Here is a 20,438-nt window from a genome sequence, read left to right as displayed (position 1 = left end):
CCTGCGGAAATGATGATCCCCGCTTCTTCCAATATCTTCTTTATTTTGTTCTCGGTAACCCTGCAAGCGTAAGCGTAATAGAGGTAAACAACGAGCTCATGTATGAGCTGTGCTTGTGATTCTATGATATTGAGGAGTTAGATTATGAAGGCTTTTACTGTTTCCCTATTATCGAAATCTATACCTTCAGAATCCAAAGTTATTCTCTCTTCGGATATTGTATAGGGCATATATATAATTGCATCTGAATATTTCTCTATAAAATTTTCGATTTTTGCTCTTGTGAACCACTTGATATTGACTAATTACAATTTTTTAAAAAGAACTTCAGGAATATTATTAAAGTGTATATTATTTTTTTGCTCATGCCCATCCTCCACATTTCGTCGCCATAACAAAATATAAAAAGTTTAGTCTGAGCAAATACTGTAAATGACCCAAAATCCGTAAGCGGTAATCCAGGAACAGCTAAAACTGGAGCATAGCAATGAAAGCAATATTTTGAGTGGTTTTTGGATCATTTGCCGTTGAAGATGCGACCACACAGAGCATAAAGGTGAGAAGGAAAAAAGCGGAACAAGTAGAAATAATAGTATAAACCTGTTAGCATTCAATATAGTTCATAAGATACCACAGGAAAAAATCGGAAAATTTATATACGATCTATTTTCTTCATCAATTATAAATAAGAAAATAACTGTAAAACCGCATAGAAAGGTGATAAATGATGAAGATAATGGTGTGTGGAAAAGGGGGGTGCGGAAAAAGCACGATTGCTGCGCTTCTCGCAAAGGCAATGGTAAATCGTGGATACCGGGTGCTGGTGATTGACAGTGATGAATCGAACTTCGGATTACACCGCCAATTAGGCATGGAGCTGCCTGATGACCTCATGAACTACTTCGGCGGAAAGAAAGTGATTCTTGAGCAGATGAGGTCATCGTTTCAGAATCCCAATGCAAAAAGCGGTCCGCCGAAGATCGAAATCTTCGATGAAATGTGGACACTCGACGATATCCCAAGAGAGTACCTGGTTGAGAAGAACGGAATAATGCTGCTCGCAGTAGGGAAAATACATGAGTTCGGGGAGGGTTGTGCCTGTGCCATGGGTGTTCTCTCAACAGGAATGCTTGAACACCTGAAAGTGGCTGCTAAAGAGGTTGTAATCATAGATACGGATGCGGGAGTTGAACACTTCGGCAGGGGCGTGGAACAGGGATGCGACATTGTTCTGGTGGTTATGGACCCGACTTTTGAATCGCTTATGCTCTCGAAAAAGATTGACGAATTAGCGGGTAGCATTAAAAAACCTGTCTATTTCATACTCAATAAAGTGGATGATGAAAGCAGGCAAGTTATGCTCGCATCTGTGGATGAAGACAGAATTGCAGGGATAATCCCGGTGAATAATGACGTGTTCCGGGCTGGACTGACCGGTAAAGAGCTTGATGTATGCTTGCCAGAGATTGATGAACTTATCAATGTTTTAGGAGGTGAAAAAGGGGAAAAATGAAAAGAGAAAAAATTGTGGCTGTATTAACACTGGTAATACTAATACTTGTGTGCAGTGTTTTCGGTGGAATAGCCGCTGTTGCGGCAGACGAGAAAGTGGTAAAATTCGCTGGTGATCTCCCTGGAGGTGACTGGGGATATCCTTCGCCGTTCGGATTCTATCCGAGAGGACCTGGTTATATCAGAATGAGCTTTGGATTCGACACGCTGACCTGGAAAGACCAGAACGGTACTGTAATACCCTGGCTTGCAGACAGTTGGGAGATGTCTGACGATGGCAAGACGTGGACGTTCCATCTTCACGAAGGTGTGAAATGGCACGATGGAGAACCATTTACCGCAAAAGACGTGCAGTTTACTTTCGATTACATAAAAAAGCATAAGACCTCGTTCAAATGGTTCCAGACTCTGGGCTACATAGACCATGTAGACATCGTGGATGACCATACTGTGGTTATACACCTTACCGAACCGTTTGCACCGTTCCTTGTGGACATTGCGGGAAACGTCCCGATAATACCCGAACATATCTGGAAAGACGTATCAGACCCGGTTAAATTTGTGGGAGACAAGGCTGTTATAGGAACAGGTCCTTTCAAACTCTTAAAATACAATAAAGAGCAGGGATATTACGAGTGGGAGGCAAACGATGAATATTTCAAGGGAAAACCGCTGGTGGATAAACTCATCTCGCTCTCGGTCAATGACCCTGCGTTAGCATTAACAACCGGTGACATAGATGAAACCAGTTTCTGGGGACGAAGAGCAAAAGCAGTATCTGCGTTTGAAAACAAATCAGGTTTTGGTACTCGATGGGGTCCGAGCTACTGGGTGTTAAAAGTCATCTTCAACTGTGAAAGATACCCAACCAACCTCACAGCGTTCAGAAAGGCAATTGCTTACGGTATAAACAGAACGGAACTCGTTGAGCTGGTCGTGCACGGTTATGGAATACCTGCGAACACGGGATTAATTCATCCTGATGTGACAGAATGGTACAATCCAGACCTTCCGGACTATGAACATAACGTGACAAAGGCTATCGAAATACTCAATGCTTTGAACTTCACAGACACCGATGGCGACGGAATAATGGAATATCCGGAAGGAGGAGACCTGGAGTTCAATTTGATAACACTTGACAAATTCTCAAGGGAGGCAGAACTGATAAAATCGCAATTGGCAGCGGTCGGCATAAAGATAAACGTAAAAGTGATGGACATGAGCACCGTGGACGGGATACTCAAAGAAGGTAATTTCTTCATGGTTATATCGGGTCACGGTGGGATAGCAAATCCAAACATATTGGAAAAACCTGACTGGCCAGGAAGCACGTGTAAGAACGAAACGTACACGGCGTTATTTAAGGAACAACGGGAAACGATGGATTACAAAGCAAGAAAAGAGCTTGTATTTAAACTCCAGGAAAGCATTGCCGAGAATCTACCGGTGTACACCCTGTATCATCCAAAGATGTGCTGCGTCTATCGCCCGGAGAAACTGGATACCTGGTTCTTTACAAAAGGCGGTGTGGGAATTGGTATTCCAATCGAGATGAACAAACTCGTGTTCATCGGGGAGGAAGAAGTAAGACCTGCGCCATCACTTGCACCTGCTGCTTCAGCGTCCCCAGGTACGACGTCAGCACCAGCACCAACACCAACACTAAAGCCAAAGCCAGAGCAGCCAGGCTTCGATGTAATATTTGCAATCACGGGATTACTGGCGGTTGCATACCTGGTTTTGAGGAGGAAGAACAGATAAATATCCTCCTCTTTTTATCCACATACTAAAATAAATGCACCGGATTACAAAAATAACGGGTTACGTCGCCATAATCCTTGTTGTTCTCTCTTTCAACTTCTTTTTACCAAGACTAATGCCCGGCGACCCATTATCATTTCTAACCGGTGCCCCTGGTATGGATATGCCCATCGTGCTGGATGAAGAGACGAGGGCAAAACTGCTCACATATTACGGACTTGACAAACCGCTCAGCCAACAATTCTACGACTATATGCTTGGTATTCTGCATGGCGACCTCGGGTGGTCAATATATCACAATGCTCCCGTATCAGACATATTGATTGGAGCACTGAAATGGACGTTTCTTCTCGTTGGAACATCAACAGCACTTTATATGGTGCTGGGCATCCTGCTGGGCGCTATATCTGCATGGAATAGGGGTGGGAAAAGCGATGTCGGACTGCTCGTGTCACTTCTTTCTATCGGGTCTTTTCCTCCGTTCTTCCTTGGTATGCTTTTCATCATTTTATTTAGCGTAAAGCTCAATTTATTCCCGGCTTTCGGTGCACAAACACCGTTTATGGAGTATTCGTCGCTTCTTGAAGAAGCCTCTGACATATTATATCACCTGTTCTTACCTGTGACAACGCTTGTGATCTCCCATATCGGTGGTGTGTATCTCCTGATGCGGAATTCAATGCTAAATGTGATAGGAGAGGATTATATACTTACTGCGAGGGCGAAAGGCATGGCGGAGTGGTATATTATGCATAAGCATGCGACGAAGAACGCATTGCTTCCAATTATCACGATGATTGCACTTAGAACGGGTTTTATGATAGGTGGAACGATACTCGTTGAGACCGTGTTCGCATATCCGGGAGTTGGGAGGCTGCTTTTTGATGCAGTAATGTATCGTGATTATCCATTATTGCAGGGTGCATTTCTGATTATCACGCTTGTTATTATTGCAGCGAATTTCGTTGCAGACATGGTCTATGTGCAGCTGGATCCGAGGTTGAGACATGACTGAAATAAAGGATTTAAATCGTTTCTGGAATGCGTATAAAGAGAGTAGGCTTGGATTGATTGGACTTGTGATACTGCTCTTCTTTGTGACGTTGGCGGTCTTTGCACCTTATATCGCTCCCTACGACCCGCATGAGATGTTTAAACCCATGGAACATCCGGGTTCTGACCATCTGCTTGGCACAAATGATATAGGTCAGGATATACTGAGCGAACTTATATACGGTGCAAGGGTCTCTTTATTCATTGCGTTCTTCGTATCGGTCGTCTCGGGTATTATAGGGACAGCATTCGGTCTTCTTTCCGGCTACTTTGAAATGTTTGGTTTTTTCCTTATGCGGATTGTTGATGCGTTCCTTGCAATTCCGAGACTGCCATTGATAATAGTAATTGCAGCATTCATGCGACCCAGCATCTGGAACCTCATATTCATTTTCATTATACTCGGGTGGCCCATAACCACGCGAATTATACGCTCCGAGGTGCTGTCGCTAAGAACAAGGAATTATGTAGAAGCAGCGAGAATGGTCGGAGCGCCGGACACGTATATTTTAATGAAGCATATCCTGCCAAATGTATTTCCTCTGCTCGTTGTGCGATTGATTATAGAAGCAGGCCACGTAATAATTGCAGAATCGAGCTTGAGTTTCCTTGGCCTGGGGGACCCGGTTGTAAAGAGTTGGGGCATGATTCTCCATTATGCTTTTGTGTATCCCACCATATTCATATCAGACTTATGGATGTGGTGGATGCTACCAGCGGGATTGTGCATTACGTTGACGATACTTTCACTCACGTTCATTGGTTATGCGCTGGAGGAACTGGTGAATCCGAGGTTGAGAGGTATGACGCGAATATGACACTATTAGAAATAACAAGTCTAAAGACATGGTTCCCAACCAGGGACGGGATTGTAAAAGCCGTGAATGCTGTTGACCTCAAGATAGAAGAAAAAGAGAAATTGGGATTAATAGGCGAAACAGGCAGTGGTAAAAGTATTTTGGGAATGTCCATAATACGTCTGTTTCACTCATCCGTAAAGATAAATATAGAAGGTAAAATCGTGTATAAAGGCAAAGACCTTCTAAGGCTGAGCAAAGAAGAAATAAGGAAGATAAGGGGTAAGGAAATCGCTATGATACTCCAGAACCCAACAACATCATTGAATCCCGTTTTAAAAGTGGGTGACCAGATAGCAGAAGCGATTCGATTGCATCAAAGATTGGATAAAAGAACTGCGAGAGAAAAAGCAGTAGAAATGCTCAAAGCGGTAAAAATACCTTATCCGGATAAAATGGCAAATAAATATCCACATGAGTTCAGTGGAGGAATGAAGGAAAGGGCAATGATCGCAATGGGACTTGCATGCGACCCCTCGTTGATTATCGCAGATGAACCGACAAAGGGGCTGGACGTTACGATAAAAATGCAGGTAGTGAAGCTCCTAAGAGAAGTAACAAAGCAAAGGTCTATGCTGTTTATAACGCATGATTTAGGAGTCGCAGCAGAGATTTGCGATAATATCGCAGTGATGTATGCGGGTGAACTCGTTGAATATGCAAAAACAGAGGATATATTCAAGAATCCACTGCATCCTTATACGCAGGGCTTTCTCAATTCACTACCAGAAAGGGGATTAAAACCGATAAGGGGCATGAGTCCTTCTTTAATTAACCTTCCAGACGGATGCCGGTTCCATCCACGATGTGACTATGCCACAGGGATATGTAAAACCATGCACCCAGAAATGGTAGAAATAGAAAATGGACATTTTGTGAGGTGCTTGCTATATGATTGAAGTTAAAGACCTGAGAAAATATTTCTCATCCGGGATACTGAAGAAACAGTGTATAAAAGCTGTAGATGGTATATCATTCCAGATCGAAAGAGGAGAAACATTGGGACTCGTTGGGGAAAGTGGCTGTGGAAAGACAACAGTTGGGAAGTTGTTATTGCGATTGATTGAACCAACCTCAGGGGAGATCATTTTCGATGGCATTGATTTGTTACAATTAAAAAGAAAAGAACTGAGAAGGCTAAGACCTCGCATGCAAATGATATTTCAAGATCCAGAGGCATCACTCAATCCAAGAATGAAGATAGGAGATAGTATTGCCGAACCTCTGAAGCTCCAGGGAACCATGGGCAAAAGTGAGATTAAAGATAAGGTTTTGGAATTGATAGAAACGGTGGGGTTGAATCCCGAACATGTAAATCGCTATCCTTACCAGCTAAGTGGCGGACAAAATCAAAGGGTCGTGCTTGCGAGGGTTCTTGCATTAAATCCGGACTTTATTGTTGCAGATGAACCCACTTCCTCTTTAGACGTCTCTGTTCAGGCACAGATACTGAATTTAATACAGGATTTAAAAAGGGAATTGCACCTGACACTTCTGTTCATATCGCATGATTTAGAAGTTGTGCGACGCATGAGCGATAGGATAGCAGTGATGTATCATGGTAAGATTGTTGAAATCGGTAATACAAACGACATATTTGGTTATGAAAGGCATCCATACACAAATACCTTGATTTCTCCAGTATCAGTAGGGGATATATTCTTAGAAGGAGAAGGAGCGAATATAAAAAATACGAATGTTTATCGCGGTCTATCAGGGTGCGTGTTTTATCCAGGATGCCCATTTGCTGCTGAAATTTGCAGTAAAAAAGAGCCAGAGATGGTAGAAATTGAAAAGGGGCATTGGGTAGCTTGCCATTGTGTCACTTAAAGGATATTAACCATCTTCACCTGTCTGAATCTGAAGTCCCGGAGGTTTGCGTTTGCATTATAATATCTCCTTTTTGAACTCTTCAAACCCTATCTCCTTAATATATCTGCCCAATCGCTTTTTAGTACCGCAATTCTTGTAGTAGTTGATGACTCTATCAGCGGTTTCAATAGCTTCGTCATCAGTTAAATTTTCCGCCAGAACTTCTGCAATAGCGGGAGATGCACCTGCAGAACCGCCAACAACTACTTTCCAACCTTTTGGCATTCCGATAAAACCCAAATCCTTTATCCATGATTCCGCACAGCTATTCGCACAGCCAGAAACACCGATTTTAAATTTTGAGGGCAGCGTCATCCCGTGATACTTCCTGTCACATTCCATACCTAAGGACACAGAATCCTGCTTTCCTCTTTTACAAAACGTTGTTCCCGGGCAGAACTTCACACTTCTGACACATAATCCAATAGCATAACCCGGTGGTATATCGAGGTCTCGCCACGCATCCTCTATATCACGCTCCGCTATACCCACGATGGCTATTCTCTGTGCAGAGGTCAATTTTAATACTTTGGCATTGTATTTCTCTGCGACATCTGCTATCTTCCTGAGCGTAGAAGGCTCGCAAATCCCTCCCGGTATATGTGGCGCAATAGCGTACGTTTCATAATCCTGCTGGACTATTGCGCCTTTATCTAACAGGTCCTTCTTCTTTTCTCCTTCCATTTTTATTCTCCTCTTTTATTTCTTAATTCCCCTCTCTTTTAAAGGTTTGCAAAATATACAATAAAGTGCGAAATATAGGTAAAAGAATAGGAAATACCACGTCAAGAGGCTTAATTATCACCAGTCTCAGCAGCATCCGGCGTGAATATGCAGGATTGCCGGGTGTAAACCTAAGCCGGTACTTCTTCTCCAGCTCACATATATCTATACTATTTACGATGGTAACCACCAGGTAGCAGATGTGGTCTACCGGTATGATATCTCTAATGACAGGGGGCAATAGCCATGACTGCCCAATCTTATCACTTTTTATATGGGCAAAGGCAATTCTTAGGTGATTTGGGTAATTGTTGGGCAACCTCTAATTTATTTTATTGTTGAGATCTATTCATTTTTAATGGAGCGAGAGAGATGGAAGATGAGTTAGAGTTGGAGTTGGAGCGTATATTAGAGAAATATAAAGCTGCGGGCAAGATTCTGATTGAGGTTAGAGATGCAGCATTGGAGCTGGTGAAGCCCGGAAATCGGCTATTGGATGTTGCGGAATTTGTGGAGAGTAGCATAAGAGATAGAGGAGGGGAACCTGCTTTTCCCTGCAATATCTCAAGGAACGAAGAGGCTGCGCATGCTACGCCCTCAATAGACGATGAAGCGGTATTTGGGGAGGAAGACCTCGTGAAGTTAGATATCGGCGTTCACATAGATGGTTATATCGCAGACAGTGCTGTGACAGTGGATTTGAGTGGCAAATATGAAGAACTGATACGCGCTTCGGAAGCGGCATTAGATGAAGCGATAAAGATAATTCATGATGGCGTCTCCACAGTAGAGATAGGGGAAGTGATCGAGGAGGCGATAAAAGAGAGAGGATACAAGCCCATTGTTAATCTATCGGGTCATGGACTTGTCAGGTACAATTCACACGCTCCCCCCACCATTCCAAATGTGAAGTATGAACATGGAGTTATACTGAGGACGAATGATGTTATTGCAATAGAGCCCTTTGCAACGGATGGTGGCGGTAAGGTGGTAGAGAGCGGCAATGTTGAGATATACAGTTTGATAAAGCCAAAACCTGTCAGGATGAGAGAGGCGAAGAAGCTCCTGGATGAGATAAAGAAGTACCATGGGTTACCTTTTGCGAGGCGCTGGTTACCGCGGGAGAGACTTAATTTAGCACTCAGAGCCTTGAAGAATACAGGTGTGTTGAGGGATTACCCGATTTTGAGAGAAGAGGATAGGGGGTTAGTCGCCCAGGCTGAGCACACTGTAATCGTAAAGGAGGATGGTTGCGAAGTTACCACTTCCTCTACCTCTAAGGAAGAATAAGAATAAAATATCATATTTTTGTAGATAGAGCGTGTTTAAATTGAAGGAAAGAAGAAAGAATGAAGAGCCTGCTTGTATCATCGGTAGAAGAGTATTCGGGTAAGAGCGCAGTGATAATAGCTCTGGGATTGATATTGCGCGATAGGGGCTTTAAAGTCGGCTATTTTAAGCCATTCGGCGTTGGCGTCTCACGAATAGGTAACCAGCTCATTGATGAAGATGCTTATAACACCGCAAGTGTACTGAATACCGGGGATGATATAGAGGATATCTGCCCCATCAAACTCGACAGACCGTATGTTGAATTCGTATGTTCAGCAGATTCGAGGCAATTGAAGGACCGAATTGAGAGCGCCTATACGAGAATCTGCTCGGGTAAGGATGTTGTGCTCGTTGAAGGCGCTGTTGAATACAAGGTGGGCAAGATGCTGGGAGTTTGTGACTTCGATATCTCTTCTGCGCTTGATCTGGATATCCTCATGGTCGTTCGTTATACGAGTGATTTTGTTCTTGACCGGCTTATGACGGCTAAAGAGATGTTTGGTGACCGGCTCAAGTTCGTTCTCTTCAATCAACTCGCGGGCTATAAGAGAACCTATGTCAGGTGCATAGCGGAGAGATATTTAGAGAAAGGAGGAATGAAACTGCTTGGTGTGCTGCCACATGACCCTCTACTCGCAGGTTTATCTGTGAGTGAAATTGCCGATGCCTTAAATGGTGAATGGCTCGTTAAGCCACGAGATGAGGATGTGATAATCGAAAGCTTCCTGATAGGTGCAATGTCGCCACCTTCGGCATTGAAATATTTCAGACGCGCGAGGAAAGCGGCTCTGGTCACCGGTGGAGACCGTGCGGACCTGCAGAACCTCGCACTCGAAACGGGTAATATCAAGTGCCTTCTCCTGACCGGGCATCTCGAGCCACCGGGCACGATGCTGGGTAAGGCGGAAGAGAAGGAGGTCCCGGTGATTCTCGTTGCTGATGACACACTCACGACAATGGAGAAGGTGGATGAGATATTTGGGAAAGCGCGAATAAAGGGTAATGCGAAGATAGAGCGGATAAAAGAGCTGGTAGAGAGTAATCTTGATTTGGAAGCCTTGATGGAGTCTCTATCACTTTCGTAAAAGGAGCCGTTTTTATACGGAAAATCGAAGGGTGCATTACCCATTTTTTTAGAGAGAGGATAAGCGGGTTTAAATGTTTTATAATTCAACCCGGATAAGATTCTTATCTAAATGGGTACCATATAACATATCGAAAAGCTTTTATATCATTTTCCGCTATAAAAGTCAGGTAATGCACCTATAATTTCCGATAAAGGGTTTACAGAGGTGATAGAGGAGGGACCTACGGTGGGGCTAACAATAACATGGCTAAGGGATTTTATCTTCAACTATTATATAAATCCGATAATCCATGACACGGGCTATAATCCTGCAAATACACTAACATGGGCTCTGGTACTCGCTCCGCTCTGTATCATACTCGTCTTGAAGCTACTAAGGAGATTTGGGTTTGCGATAGATGAAGCCTTTATCGTCGCCGTATCACCTTACGTATTCCTCGGCGCTGCTCTCCGTGTCGTAGAAGATGCTGAGTTAATATCACCTCCAATTAGTTATATACTGATCACACCGCTCATATATCTGCTACTCATTCTGTATGCTATCTCAGTTCTCCTCCTTGCTTATAAACTGTACCATAGGCGATATAAACTTGTATTCGCCTCTATCGGCTTGATATCGCTTATCGCAACTCTGGTAATTATAATTATATTCAATAACGTTCACGAGCATTTGTGGCTACCATGGGTTATACCTGCGGTTATTGGCATCACAGGTGCGATTACATCTATAATCTATGTGATAGGAACAAAATTGCATCTGCCCTTCCTCTATAGCAGACTGAACCTCGCTGCACTTGGTGCACACATGCTCGATGCCGCTTCATCTTATATCGGCATTGATCTCCTTGGCTATCAGGGAAAACACGTGTTAGAGAACCTCATAGTCTCTTATATGGGCACAGCAGCAGGTATGTTCATCCTCAAGCTCGGGATACTCATTCCTGGACTGTATATACTCGATACCCAGCTCGGAGACGATAGTGATACAGAGCTCAGGAATATATTATTGCTCGCTATCATCATCGTCGGTCTTGGACCCGGAGTCAGGAACACCCTCAGGATGGCTCTCGGCATTTGATCTTTGATCCTCTACCTCAATTGGTAGCGATGAAAAAAGAGGCTATTAGTGCATCAAGCTGGATTCTCTCATTTGCACCCTCTGTAATCCTGAAGTCTGCTTCCCCTATTTTATCCATCAATTCCACCTTCTTACGTATCGGAATATCCATACTTATCACCAGCCGGTGCATCTGTGCCAGTATCTCATCGCCTGAAATCCCTCTATCGAGTAAGTCCGCAAGCTTATCCAGAGCAGCTATGAACCTGCCGTTCATTGCCTCCTTTATCAACCCTTCTATCTCTTCCGGTCTCGCCGTTGCCGTTAGCCCGTAGATCATCTCCGGTCTTATCTCGTTGCTCAGCACTGCTGCACTTTGAAGTGCATTTATCGCACGTCGCATATCACCCATCGCCACATAGGTTATGGCATCCATACTATCCCCCAAGAGCTTCAAACCCTCCTTATCTGCAATGTAGCCTATACGAGCGGCAATAGCATCATCCGGTAGCAATTTGAACCTGTATACTGAGCATCGAGATTGTATGGGCTCTATAATCTTAGAAGAGTAATTACAACTGAGAATGAACCTACAGGTGCCTGAATATCGCTCCATTGTCCTCCTTAATGCCGATTGCGCTGCATCTGTCAGTGCATCCGCTTCATCAAGGAAGATTATCTTGAATGCCGAATCGCCGATTGGCATGGTTCTTGCGAAGTTCTTTATCCTGTTGCGAACAACCTCTATACCGCGCTCATCCGATGCGTTCAACTCCGTGAAGTTCTCTGACCATGTATCGCCGAATAGCTCCCGTGCCAGTGCGACCGCGGCAGCAGTCTTGCCCACACCCGCAGGTCCTGAGAATATCAGATGCGGTAGATTCCTCTTCTCTACATACGATTTGAGGTTGCGTATTATATGCGATTGCCCCACTACCTCCTCCAGTCTCCATGGTCTGTACTTCTCAGTCCATATCTCCTCTCGCTGCATCTGTTCTGCTTCTACCCCTTTAATAAATAAGAAGAAGTGAATTAAGTAATAATATCGTTCATGATAGAAATAGAGATAGATATGTGCCTGGAGCTGGTAAAGGCGTTCATCACTCTATTTGTGGTTATGGACCCGCCGGGAAATGTCCCCATCTTCATCGCGGTAACCCGGGTTATGGGAAGAGAAGCACGTAAGAGGGAGCTTAACCATGCGGTTGTGGTTGCGACATTGCTGCTACTTCTATTCGCATTCCTCGGCAAGTTTGTACTCGATGTTCTGAATATAAGTCTGGATAGTTTCATGGTGGCAGGAGGAATTCTACTCCTCCTCGTATCCTTTGACCTTCTGCGTGAGCATAAGTATCTGATGAAGGAGGCAGGCAGGGGGATAGGTGCAGTGCCAATAGGGACACCTCTACTTGCCGGTCCTGGCGCTATAACAACTGTTATGGTGATTATACAATCCCGAGGCCCTTTTGTTGCTTTATTTGCTATATTCTCCGCTATTATTGCCACTAAATTGATATTGGGGCAGTCAGAGCGAATATATAAGGTAATGGGCAGTGAAGGTTCAGAGGTGTTGAGTCGTGTGATGGGGATACTGGTAGCTGCTATTGCTATACAGTTCATCAGGGACGGGATTGTCGGAATGATTAAGGTTTAGATCCAAAGAATAAGTGGTGGATAGGGAAAAACGGCGTTATACCGGTGGTTGTGATAAATGAAGAATGAAGAGAAAACGCAGACGCACAAAAACCGGTACAACATACTTTGTTTTATAACAAACTTTTTATGGGTAACATCAAAAATAACAAATCGAATAGCTTTTATATGTACAAGCCTTGTACTTAAGCATAGGGTATGTGACTTAAAGGAGGTGAAGAAATATGGCAGAAGAAGCTTCATTAGAGGAATACAAAAAGGCATATAGGGAAGTAGTGTCGGAGGAGGAGAAAAGAGTCTTTTTGGTTCATCTGGTAGTGTACGTGCTGGTTAACGCTATGTTGATAGCCATTAACTTCATATATTCTCCCGAGGCTATCTGGTTCTTTTATCCACTCATAGGTTGGGGAATAGGTATATCAATACACTATCTATCTGGTGTTCGCTGGATACAAAAAGAGCTTGAGGAGAAGGAAGCGAAAGCGGAATATAAAGCGAGGGAAGCTAAAAGGAAATAGTGACTCCTCTTCCTCCCCGATTTCAATCGGTGTGGTATCTTCGGGGCTTAAATCACCAAAGTAGGTGAAACATCAAAGAAACAATCGCCGGCAGACAGAAATATCCCTGGAGCTGGACTGAATATGAATTGTGGTATCCCTATGAATCTGAAGATAAGGTCAGGGACGTTGCCAACTTCTTTATTGCCGAGAATTCCAATGAGTCCATGAGCATAGCGAGAAAGTACGGAGCTGATTATGCACTTGTGGTCTATCCTTATGATATATGGAAATTCCCTGCGATAGTATTGGCTTTCGGGAAAGAGCCCGACGATTACATCACCGGAAATTTCACCATCGAGAGTATAGAAAGAAGAGAAGTAGTAAAGAAAGAAACAGTTGGAATAAAAATAAAAATGATTTACGGCGACAATGTTGAAGGATTTGAAAAAGTGTTCGATAACAGGAAAATGAGAATCTACAAGTTAGAATAACAGTACAATACCAATACTTACACTACATACCGAAAGTATATATATTCTCATCTAAAGTGAAAGGTGGCAAAGATATTGCTTAAGAAGAAAAAGAAAGCCGTCAGGAATCCAATAAACGGGTAAGATAGATCGTTATGCAAATACGACTGTTGGATTGAGGGATCCTATAAGTGGCAAGATTGTGAAAAGAATACCAAAAGAGAAAGCGAAAACAAGAGGTTTAGCATGTTTAGCATAAAGGACATACACTATTTGAGATAGAGTTGAGGATATGACAAAGCAAAGGAAAAAGAAACTTTCATGACCCGTGGGGACACCCATGAGCATGAAAATAAGAAAGTATTTTCATACAATACCAAAGCTTTACCAAATAAATATTATACCCTATGTGCTATAAAAAATTCAGGGCGCTACAAGAGTTCCTCGGTAAAGACCCACCGACATCCATGTAAGAGCTGAAACAGCAGAAAGAAGTGTGGGATAGGAAAATGGCAGATAGCAAAGCATTTTGATCAAACTTTCTTTACGTTTGACGATATGGCGTGTCTTTTAGGTGTTTGAGGGCATTACCGTTCTTTACATGGAGTCAGAGAGGGTAAAGGTCTTGAACTTGAACTTAAACTTAAGACCAATCCATGCTTAAATCCTTGCATTGCTCGGTCGTGAGTATGAGCGGATGTATTGCACCAATTATGGATGAGAGCCTGTATGAATTACTGAGGGACATGGCAATGCAAAAGCGAAGGCAACCGTTACTCCACGCTATTTCCTTTTTCATGCTAAATCAAGACAAAGGGAGGAATAAGCTGAATAATACGCACATACGAACATGAAATGCAAGGTGAATCTTAATTGACAGGTCCATAGCTTTCCAAAAATCAAAAAATAGTATCTTTAAAATATTCAAATGCGGAATATAGGCTATAAAAAGAATAGGTATATTCACCGAAAAGCTTAAATAATGTTTCTATTCTCTTTTGAATAATATGGTTGATAAAAGTGGAAGATTGCGATTGCCTAAATACTGGCCAATCCTGTATGTAGTGTATCGTCTGAGGAGGGTCTATAATAGCTTCGACCTTCAGAAGTACCTTTATCTTGCGAAGGTGGATGGGAATGCACCCATAGAGTATGTATTTGTGGATGACTATTGTGGACCCAGGTGTGCGAGCATAAAGCAGGATGCTATCTCCCTTGGCGTACGCGGCTATCTAAAGGTCTCATTCGAGAACAGGTGGGTATTTGAGATAACAGAGGAGGGTGCGAGAGTGGCGAAGGAGCTGATGAATAGCCTGCCCGTAGAGGTTCAGAATGCATTCGACCATATCCTGGAGGAGTACTCTTCACTCCCGGTTGTGAAACTAAGGGATTATGTATACGATGCGCATCAGTATCCGGGAGTGAAGCCGCGACCACGAGCCGAAACAGAATATGAGGAGTTGAAGAAGCAGATAAAAAGCGAGATAAATCTCCTATTGCATGACTTCTCAGGCATTGAATCGAATGCAAACACCCTGTTCTTACTCGGTTCACTGGACTATTGCATGCTGGTATTGAAGCGAGAGAACCTGTCGGAGACCTTTCAGAAGGATAATTTGATTACTCTGATCGATGGTTACGTAAAGAAGGTCATGCTATTGAGAGAGTTACTGGGCAATAACCCGGAACTGGTGGGCGAGATATGTCTGAACGATTTAAAGGAGGATTTTGAACTGATCCAGGAAGCATCGGAGGAGTATAAGGTGCTACCAGCATTGTATGAAGAGGGAATAGACCTCTCAGTATTTGTTGATGTCGAGGAATAAAGGATGGATGTGGTAAGCCGGAAGAAGAAGATCATCATATACGATGCCAACTCGATTATTTATTACTGCTTCTTGCACGAGGAGAAGATAAGGGGGCGAACAGTGACTATAAGGGTTATGGAATTCACAAACAAGATACAAAACCTGACAGAGCAGTTTATAAAATCCGGCTTTGAGATTGTGACCATATCGGGAGTTATGAATGAGATATATAATAAGGGTATAGCGAAGATAGTGGAAGAATTCTGCGATGACTACAGGACGAAGGACTTGATTGGGTTGCCCGACAGGATGAGAATATCCGACAGGATTAAATTACGACTGGCAAGGAAGACGGAGGAGAAGATCAAGCGGTTACAGAATAAGACATGGTTCACTGTGGTCGAATACGAGCCCGCGGATAAGGATATAGAGCGAGTGAAAAGCTTTTACGAGTCGCTCAGTGGTACTCCAAAGATGGTAGAGCACATGAAGAAGAAGAGGACAAGAGAGCCATATCCTTCTGATGTGGATATGAGTTTATTGATATATTCAAAGGAGAGTAAAGCGCCGATAGTAACGAACGACAGTGATTTAATAGACTTCAAGTACGAATTGGAGAGTCAGGGTTTATGTTTTGGCATTATAGTAGACCCGTAGCGCGGTTTTGGCTCTTTTTATAAAACATAACATTTTTTATATAAAGGAGTCGTGTGGTAGCGGACTATCCCTTCGGGCTTCGGACCCGATGACCTGGGTTCAAATCCCAGCGGCTCCGCTATTAGCCCTGTTATGAAAATGAACAAGATAGAAGAGACGATAAAGGGTATAGCTCAGTTAGATAGAGGAGCTATGGAAGCAGCAAGGGCGCGACAGGATGCATTGACGAAGCCACAGGGCAGTTTGGGAGTTCTGGAATCTCTGTCTGTGAAGGTTGCCGGGATTACCGCGAATTATAAGCCTGTACTGAAGAAAAAAGTGATAATAACGATGGCTGCGGATCATGGCATAGCTGTTGAGGGTGTGAGTGCGTATCCAAGGGAAGTGACTGCGCAGATGGTTTATAATTTTTTACGCGGTGGTGCAGCGATAAACGTACTCGCACGGCATATTGGTGCGAGAGTTGTTGTTGTGGATATGGGTGTGGCGGCGGATATAGATATAGGAGAGGATAGCGGGAATGATAATTATATTTTTGTAAAAAAGAAGATTGGGTATGGTACGGCGAATATATCGAAAGGAGGAGCAATGAGTTATGAAGATGCCATTCGCTCGATAGAAGGGGGGATAGAGGTACTGGAGCATGAGCTGGAGCATGAGAAGGGGGGAAGGTTGAGCATAGTTGGTGTTGGTGATATGGGTATAGGAAACACGACACCGAGCAGTGCTATCACTGCATTCATAACCGGTGAACCTGTGGAGAGTGTAACAGGACGTGGTACGGGTCTGGATGATAATGGACTTGCGAATAAGGTAAAAGTAATAAAAAAAGCGTTAGAGATTAATAATCCGAATAGAGAGGATGCAATTGATATATTAGCGAAATTAGGCGGATTTGAGATAGGGGGCATGGCAGGTGTGATGCTTGCTGCTGCGGCTCATCGTATCCCTGTTGTCATAGATGGTTTCATATCCGGTGCCGCCGCACTCATAGCTTATGGGCTCAGTCCGAAGATAAAGGATTATCTCATTGCATCGCATCTATCAGTAGAAGCAGGTCATCGAGCCATCTTGAATTATATCGGGTTAAAACCGCTATTTAATTTGAATATGCGACTTGGCGAGGGAACTGGTGCAGCACTTGGGATATGGCTTGTGGATGCTGCATGTCGGATACTATGTGAGATGGCAACGTTTGAAGATGCGGGAGTATCGAGGAAGGAATAGTAATAGAATATATGAAAAACCTGAATCTATGAGCCCCTGAAGAGTGCAACATAAGATTCACTAGGGAACCAGGCACCCAATTCATCTTTTATTATCTCTCTCACTCGCTTCTCGATCTCTATTTTTTGGTACTCATCTTCACTCAACTCCTGCAATAACCACAATATTTCCCTTAGCAGTCTTAATATCTCTTCCATCCTATCACTTTAACTTTACAAACATTACGAGGAGGATAAATAGTTTACAATTTAGATATCAATCATTATCTATATGGGTTACTTTAGCTGCTTTAGCTACAGCTACAGCTTCTCTGCCATAGGATAAGACCCTAAGATTTTAAGCATCGCAACTCGCTTTTTAATGCCTGCTATCGCATCCTTTATCGCCTCTTCCTCTATATGGCCCTCGCAATCTATATGAAACATGTAGTCACCCATAGCTCGCTTTGAAGGTCTTGACTCAATCTTCGTGAGATTTATACCCCTGAGTGCAAATTCGCCCAGAACATCATATAGCGCACCGGGGCGGTCCTTGAGGTAGATCAATATAGAAGTCTTGTCGCGTCCTGTGGGGGCTGTACGCATGTTGGTAGAAGAGAGCACTACAAACCTTGTTACACTATCACGGTCCTGCACATTCTCTTCTATTATTCTGAGGTGATATTCAACCGCTGCTGTTTCTGACGCTAATGCTGCAATCTCCTCTGACTGTGATGCCTGTTTTGCTGCAACTGCAGTACTATCCACCGGCTTCACCTCCTTATCTTTGCATCTCGCACGCAGGAATCGCTTGCACTGCGCCAGTGCATGCGGATGCGAAACTATCTTCTTTACACGGTCAAAATTGTTCAATGCCAACAGGCATATCTTTATTGGCACTAAAATCTCGTCCACTATCTGCATTTGCGTTCCTGGTTCGGCATTTTCGCCTGATAAGACATCCAGGGTCTCACCAACTGAGCCTTCCAATGAGTTCTCTATTGGTACTATCCCATAATCCACCTCCTTACTCAGTATGCTCTCCGATACATCCAGTATTGTATCATAATATCGCATCTCCACCTCCGTCTCTAAATTCATCCTCTTCAAGCCCACCCATTTCAATGCCGCCATCTCCGAGAAAGTCCCCGCAGGACCCAGTATACCTATACCTGTTCTCTTCATCTCAACCTTGCCGGGACCTTTTGATTCCGTAACAGGTCTTCAAAGCTCTCTCTCTCCCTTATCAGGTCTGCATGCCCGTCTCTGACCAACACTTCCGCACATCGCGGACGACCATTATACTGAGAACTCATTGAGAACCCATAAGCGCCCGTATCGAGTATCGCGATCAGATCGCCCCTCTTCACCTCTGGCAGTAGTCTATCCCGGGCAATTATATCGCCCGCTTCACAGATGGGCCCCACAATGGTGTACAATTCGGTGCATGGCTCGCTATACCTGTTCGCTACCACCACCTCATGATACGCATCATACATCACCGGTCTTATCAGGAGATTGAATCCTGCATCTATCGCTACGAAATTCTTGTATGCGTGCTTAACAGTATTTACACGGCTTACAAGTATGGATGCGGAGCCCACAATAGACCGCCCGGGTTCCAATATCAATTTTGGTGCTATGCCCGCCGCTTTCTTACGCTCAAATGCAGGTGAGATCGCATCACGGAGTTCCGCGGGCGTTGGAGCTATCGCCCTCTCCTCAGGTCTGTATCCTATCCCAAGTCCACCACCGAGGTCTACAAATTCAAGCTCTATACCTGCTTCACGCAGGCTCGCAACGAGATTCAACATCTTATCCGCCGCATCACCAAATACGCTCACATCCAATATCTGTGAGCCGATATGGCAATGTAAACCCCGAAGAGAGATGTTTCGCATTCTGTGTGCCGCGTGGCATATCTTCATCACATCTTTATAAGGAATACCGAACTTCGATTCTTTTAAACCCGTGGCTATCTTAGGATTTACATCAGCTGATATATCGGGATTTACACGTATAGCGATCTCCACTTCAGCCCCAAGCTGCTCAGATACCGATGCTAAAGCGTTCAATTCGTCATACGAATCTACAGAAATCCGTACACCCGATTCCACCGCTGCTATCAGGTCGTCATCACTCTTTGAATTGCCATTGAAGAGTGTCTTCCTCCGCTCTATGCCTGCTAACTTCGTTAGCTGGAGTTCTCCTGTTGAGAATACATCAGCACCTGCACCTTCACGTGCCAGTAGCTTTAATATCGCTAAATTGCCATTCGCTTTCACTGCATAGTAAATGTCCGTATTGTAATCATAATCATCAAACGCGGTTCTATAGCTTCTGAAATTCTCTATTATCCTCTTTTCGTCCGTTATGTAAAGTGGTGTGCCATACTTCTCTGCCAGTTCCACTACATCTGCACCACCAAAATATAAATGGCTCATTCTTCTATTCTTACCTTCTCCGGTTTTAATTCTTGCTTCCGCTTCCACTTCCACTCCTCCACTACCAGTCTATAGTCCAGTACTGAAAGGAATAAAAATATAATATACATTTATTATACATTATCCTGGATGTTATCAGTTTTATACCCAGGGATTCAAGGTGACGCTTGAATCTGCTGTCCCATTCCTTTTTACCATTCTTTCTGTGAGCTCCGAACTCACTTCCATTGTCTGAGATCAGCTCTTTTAAAGGCATGATGCCCCAGTAATCCTCAACAAGCTTATCTACCAAAGCTATGCTGTTTTCAGTGTTAGCATTCTTGAATTCTCCTGCTGCAAGGATTTTCCTTGAAGCATCATCCAGAATAGCACAGAACTTTATCCCATCCTTCTCAAACCAGTCTATATGGGCATGGGCAGCTGACATCGAATGCTCTCTTTCAT

21 protein-coding genes and 1 tRNA gene are annotated in these 20,438 nt (G+C 43.7%); 16 read left to right on the top strand and 6 right to left on the bottom strand.

Annotation, left to right across the window (positions count from 1 at the left end; all coding sequences use genetic code 11):
* Positions 1–724: 724 nt before the first annotated feature.
* Genes J7J01_09610 through J7J01_09585 form a run of 6 tightly spaced genes read left to right on the top strand, consistent with a single transcriptional unit; the run spans position 725 to position 7,016 of the window.
* A complete protein-coding gene (locus J7J01_09610; protein MCD6211119.1) occupies positions 725–1,513 on the top strand; it encodes a P-loop NTPase in 789 nt (262 codons plus the stop codon).
* Positions 1,510–3,276, top strand: a complete 1,767-nt coding sequence (locus J7J01_09605) for a hypothetical protein (GenBank protein MCD6211118.1) — start codon at positions 1,510–1,512, stop codon at positions 3,274–3,276. Before J7J01_09610 ends, J7J01_09605 begins: the two co-directional genes overlap by 4 nt.
* Before the next feature lie 34 nt (positions 3,277–3,310).
* Positions 3,311–4,291, top strand: coding sequence for an ABC transporter permease (locus tag J7J01_09600; protein ID MCD6211117.1), 981 nt, complete (start codon positions 3,311–3,313; stop codon positions 4,289–4,291).
* Complete coding sequence (locus J7J01_09595) at positions 4,284–5,147, top strand: ABC transporter permease (protein MCD6211116.1); 864 nt, start codon at positions 4,284–4,286, stop codon at positions 5,145–5,147. The genes J7J01_09600 and J7J01_09595 overlap by 8 nt, the downstream gene beginning before the upstream one ends.
* Positions 5,144–6,085 (top strand): ABC transporter ATP-binding protein, encoded by a 942-nt coding sequence (locus tag J7J01_09590; GenBank protein ID MCD6211115.1) that lies wholly within the window; start codon positions 5,144–5,146, stop codon positions 6,083–6,085. Before J7J01_09595 ends, J7J01_09590 begins: the two co-directional genes overlap by 4 nt.
* Positions 6,078–7,016 (top strand): ABC transporter ATP-binding protein, encoded by a 939-nt coding sequence (locus J7J01_09585; GenBank protein MCD6211114.1) that lies wholly within the window; start codon positions 6,078–6,080, stop codon positions 7,014–7,016. Before J7J01_09590 ends, J7J01_09585 begins: the two co-directional genes overlap by 8 nt.
* 57 nt (positions 7,017–7,073) lie before the next feature.
* On the opposite strand, the gene J7J01_09580 is transcribed toward J7J01_09585, so the two are convergent.
* Entirely contained in the window at positions 7,074–7,742 is a 669-nt protein-coding gene (locus tag J7J01_09580) for an NAD(P)/FAD-dependent oxidoreductase (GenBank protein MCD6211113.1), read from the bottom strand.
* Positions 7,743–8,153: 411 nt separating this feature from the next.
* On the opposite strand from J7J01_09580, the gene map reads away from it, so the two are divergent.
* The 3 genes from map (at position 8,154) to J7J01_09565 (ending at position 11,278) form a co-directional block, all read left to right on the top strand.
* Positions 8,154–9,071 carry a type II methionyl aminopeptidase gene (map, locus tag J7J01_09575; GenBank protein MCD6211112.1) on the top strand — a complete coding sequence of 306 codons (918 nt, stop codon included), beginning with the start codon at positions 8,154–8,156 and terminating at the stop codon, positions 9,069–9,071.
* 59 nt (positions 9,072–9,130) lie between these two features.
* Positions 9,131–10,198 (top strand): phosphotransacetylase family protein, encoded by a 1,068-nt coding sequence (locus J7J01_09570; GenBank protein MCD6211111.1) that lies wholly within the window; start codon positions 9,131–9,133, stop codon positions 10,196–10,198.
* A gap of 207 nt (positions 10,199–10,405) precedes the next feature.
* Entirely contained in the window at positions 10,406–11,278 is an 873-nt protein-coding gene (locus J7J01_09565) for a DUF63 family protein (protein ID MCD6211110.1), read from the top strand.
* Between the two features lie 16 nt (positions 11,279–11,294).
* Here the strand turns inward: J7J01_09565 and J7J01_09560 are convergent, their stop codons facing one another.
* Positions 11,295–12,248, bottom strand: coding sequence for a replication factor C small subunit (locus J7J01_09560; GenBank protein MCD6211109.1), 954 nt, complete (start codon positions 12,246–12,248; stop codon positions 11,295–11,297).
* Between the two features lie 60 nt (positions 12,249–12,308).
* Between J7J01_09560 and J7J01_09555 the strand changes: the two genes are divergently transcribed.
* From J7J01_09555 to cobT, 7 genes are all read left to right on the top strand, one after another.
* Positions 12,309–12,911 (top strand): MarC family protein, encoded by a 603-nt coding sequence (locus J7J01_09555; GenBank protein MCD6211108.1) that lies wholly within the window; start codon positions 12,309–12,311, stop codon positions 12,909–12,911.
* A 223-nt stretch (positions 12,912–13,134) separates the two neighbouring features.
* Positions 13,135–13,428: a 2TM domain-containing protein gene (locus tag J7J01_09550; protein MCD6211107.1), complete on the top strand. Its 294-nt coding sequence runs from the start codon at positions 13,135–13,137 to the stop codon at positions 13,426–13,428.
* 128 nt (positions 13,429–13,556) lie between these two features.
* Positions 13,557–13,901, top strand: a complete 345-nt coding sequence (locus tag J7J01_09545) for a hypothetical protein (GenBank protein ID MCD6211106.1) — start codon at positions 13,557–13,559, stop codon at positions 13,899–13,901.
* A 1,007-nt stretch (positions 13,902–14,908) separates the two neighbouring features.
* Positions 14,909–15,706, top strand: coding sequence for a hypothetical protein (locus J7J01_09540; protein MCD6211105.1), 798 nt, complete (start codon positions 14,909–14,911; stop codon positions 15,704–15,706).
* A gap of 3 nt (positions 15,707–15,709) precedes the next feature.
* Positions 15,710–16,345: a hypothetical protein gene (locus J7J01_09535; GenBank protein ID MCD6211104.1), complete on the top strand. Its 636-nt coding sequence runs from the start codon at positions 15,710–15,712 to the stop codon at positions 16,343–16,345.
* Between the two features lie 45 nt (positions 16,346–16,390).
* Positions 16,391–16,463: transfer RNA gene (locus J7J01_09530), tRNA-Arg, on the top strand.
* A gap of 20 nt (positions 16,464–16,483) precedes the next feature.
* The gene (cobT, locus tag J7J01_09525) at positions 16,484–17,572 is read left to right on the top strand and encodes a nicotinate-nucleotide--dimethylbenzimidazole phosphoribosyltransferase (GenBank protein ID MCD6211103.1); all 1,089 of its coding nucleotides are present in this window, start codon (positions 16,484–16,486) and stop codon (positions 17,570–17,572) included.
* 26 nt (positions 17,573–17,598) lie between these two features.
* On the opposite strand, the gene J7J01_09520 is transcribed toward cobT, so the two are convergent.
* The 4 genes from J7J01_09520 to J7J01_09505 form a co-directional block, all read right to left on the bottom strand.
* Entirely contained in the window at positions 17,599–17,769 is a 171-nt protein-coding gene (locus J7J01_09520; GenBank protein ID MCD6211102.1) for a hypothetical protein, read from the bottom strand.
* A 102-nt stretch (positions 17,770–17,871) separates the two neighbouring features.
* A complete protein-coding gene (gene pheA / locus J7J01_09515) occupies positions 17,872–18,735 on the bottom strand; it encodes a prephenate dehydratase (GenBank protein MCD6211101.1) in 864 nt (287 codons plus the stop codon).
* Positions 18,732–20,048, bottom strand: coding sequence for a diaminopimelate decarboxylase (lysA, locus tag J7J01_09510; protein ID MCD6211100.1), 1,317 nt, complete (start codon positions 20,046–20,048; stop codon positions 18,732–18,734). Before lysA ends, pheA begins: the two co-directional genes overlap by 4 nt.
* Positions 20,049–20,055: 7 nt before the next feature.
* Positions 20,056–20,438 (bottom strand): DDE-type integrase/transposase/recombinase (locus tag J7J01_09505; GenBank protein MCD6211099.1); only part of this gene is annotated, 383 nt, incomplete at its 5' end.

The sequence above is a fragment of the Methanophagales archaeon genome (assembly GCA_021159465.1).
Taxonomy (GTDB): domain Archaea; phylum Halobacteriota; class Syntropharchaeia; order Alkanophagales; family Methanospirareceae; genus G60ANME1.
This window is presented reverse-complemented; position numbering and strand designations above follow the sequence as displayed.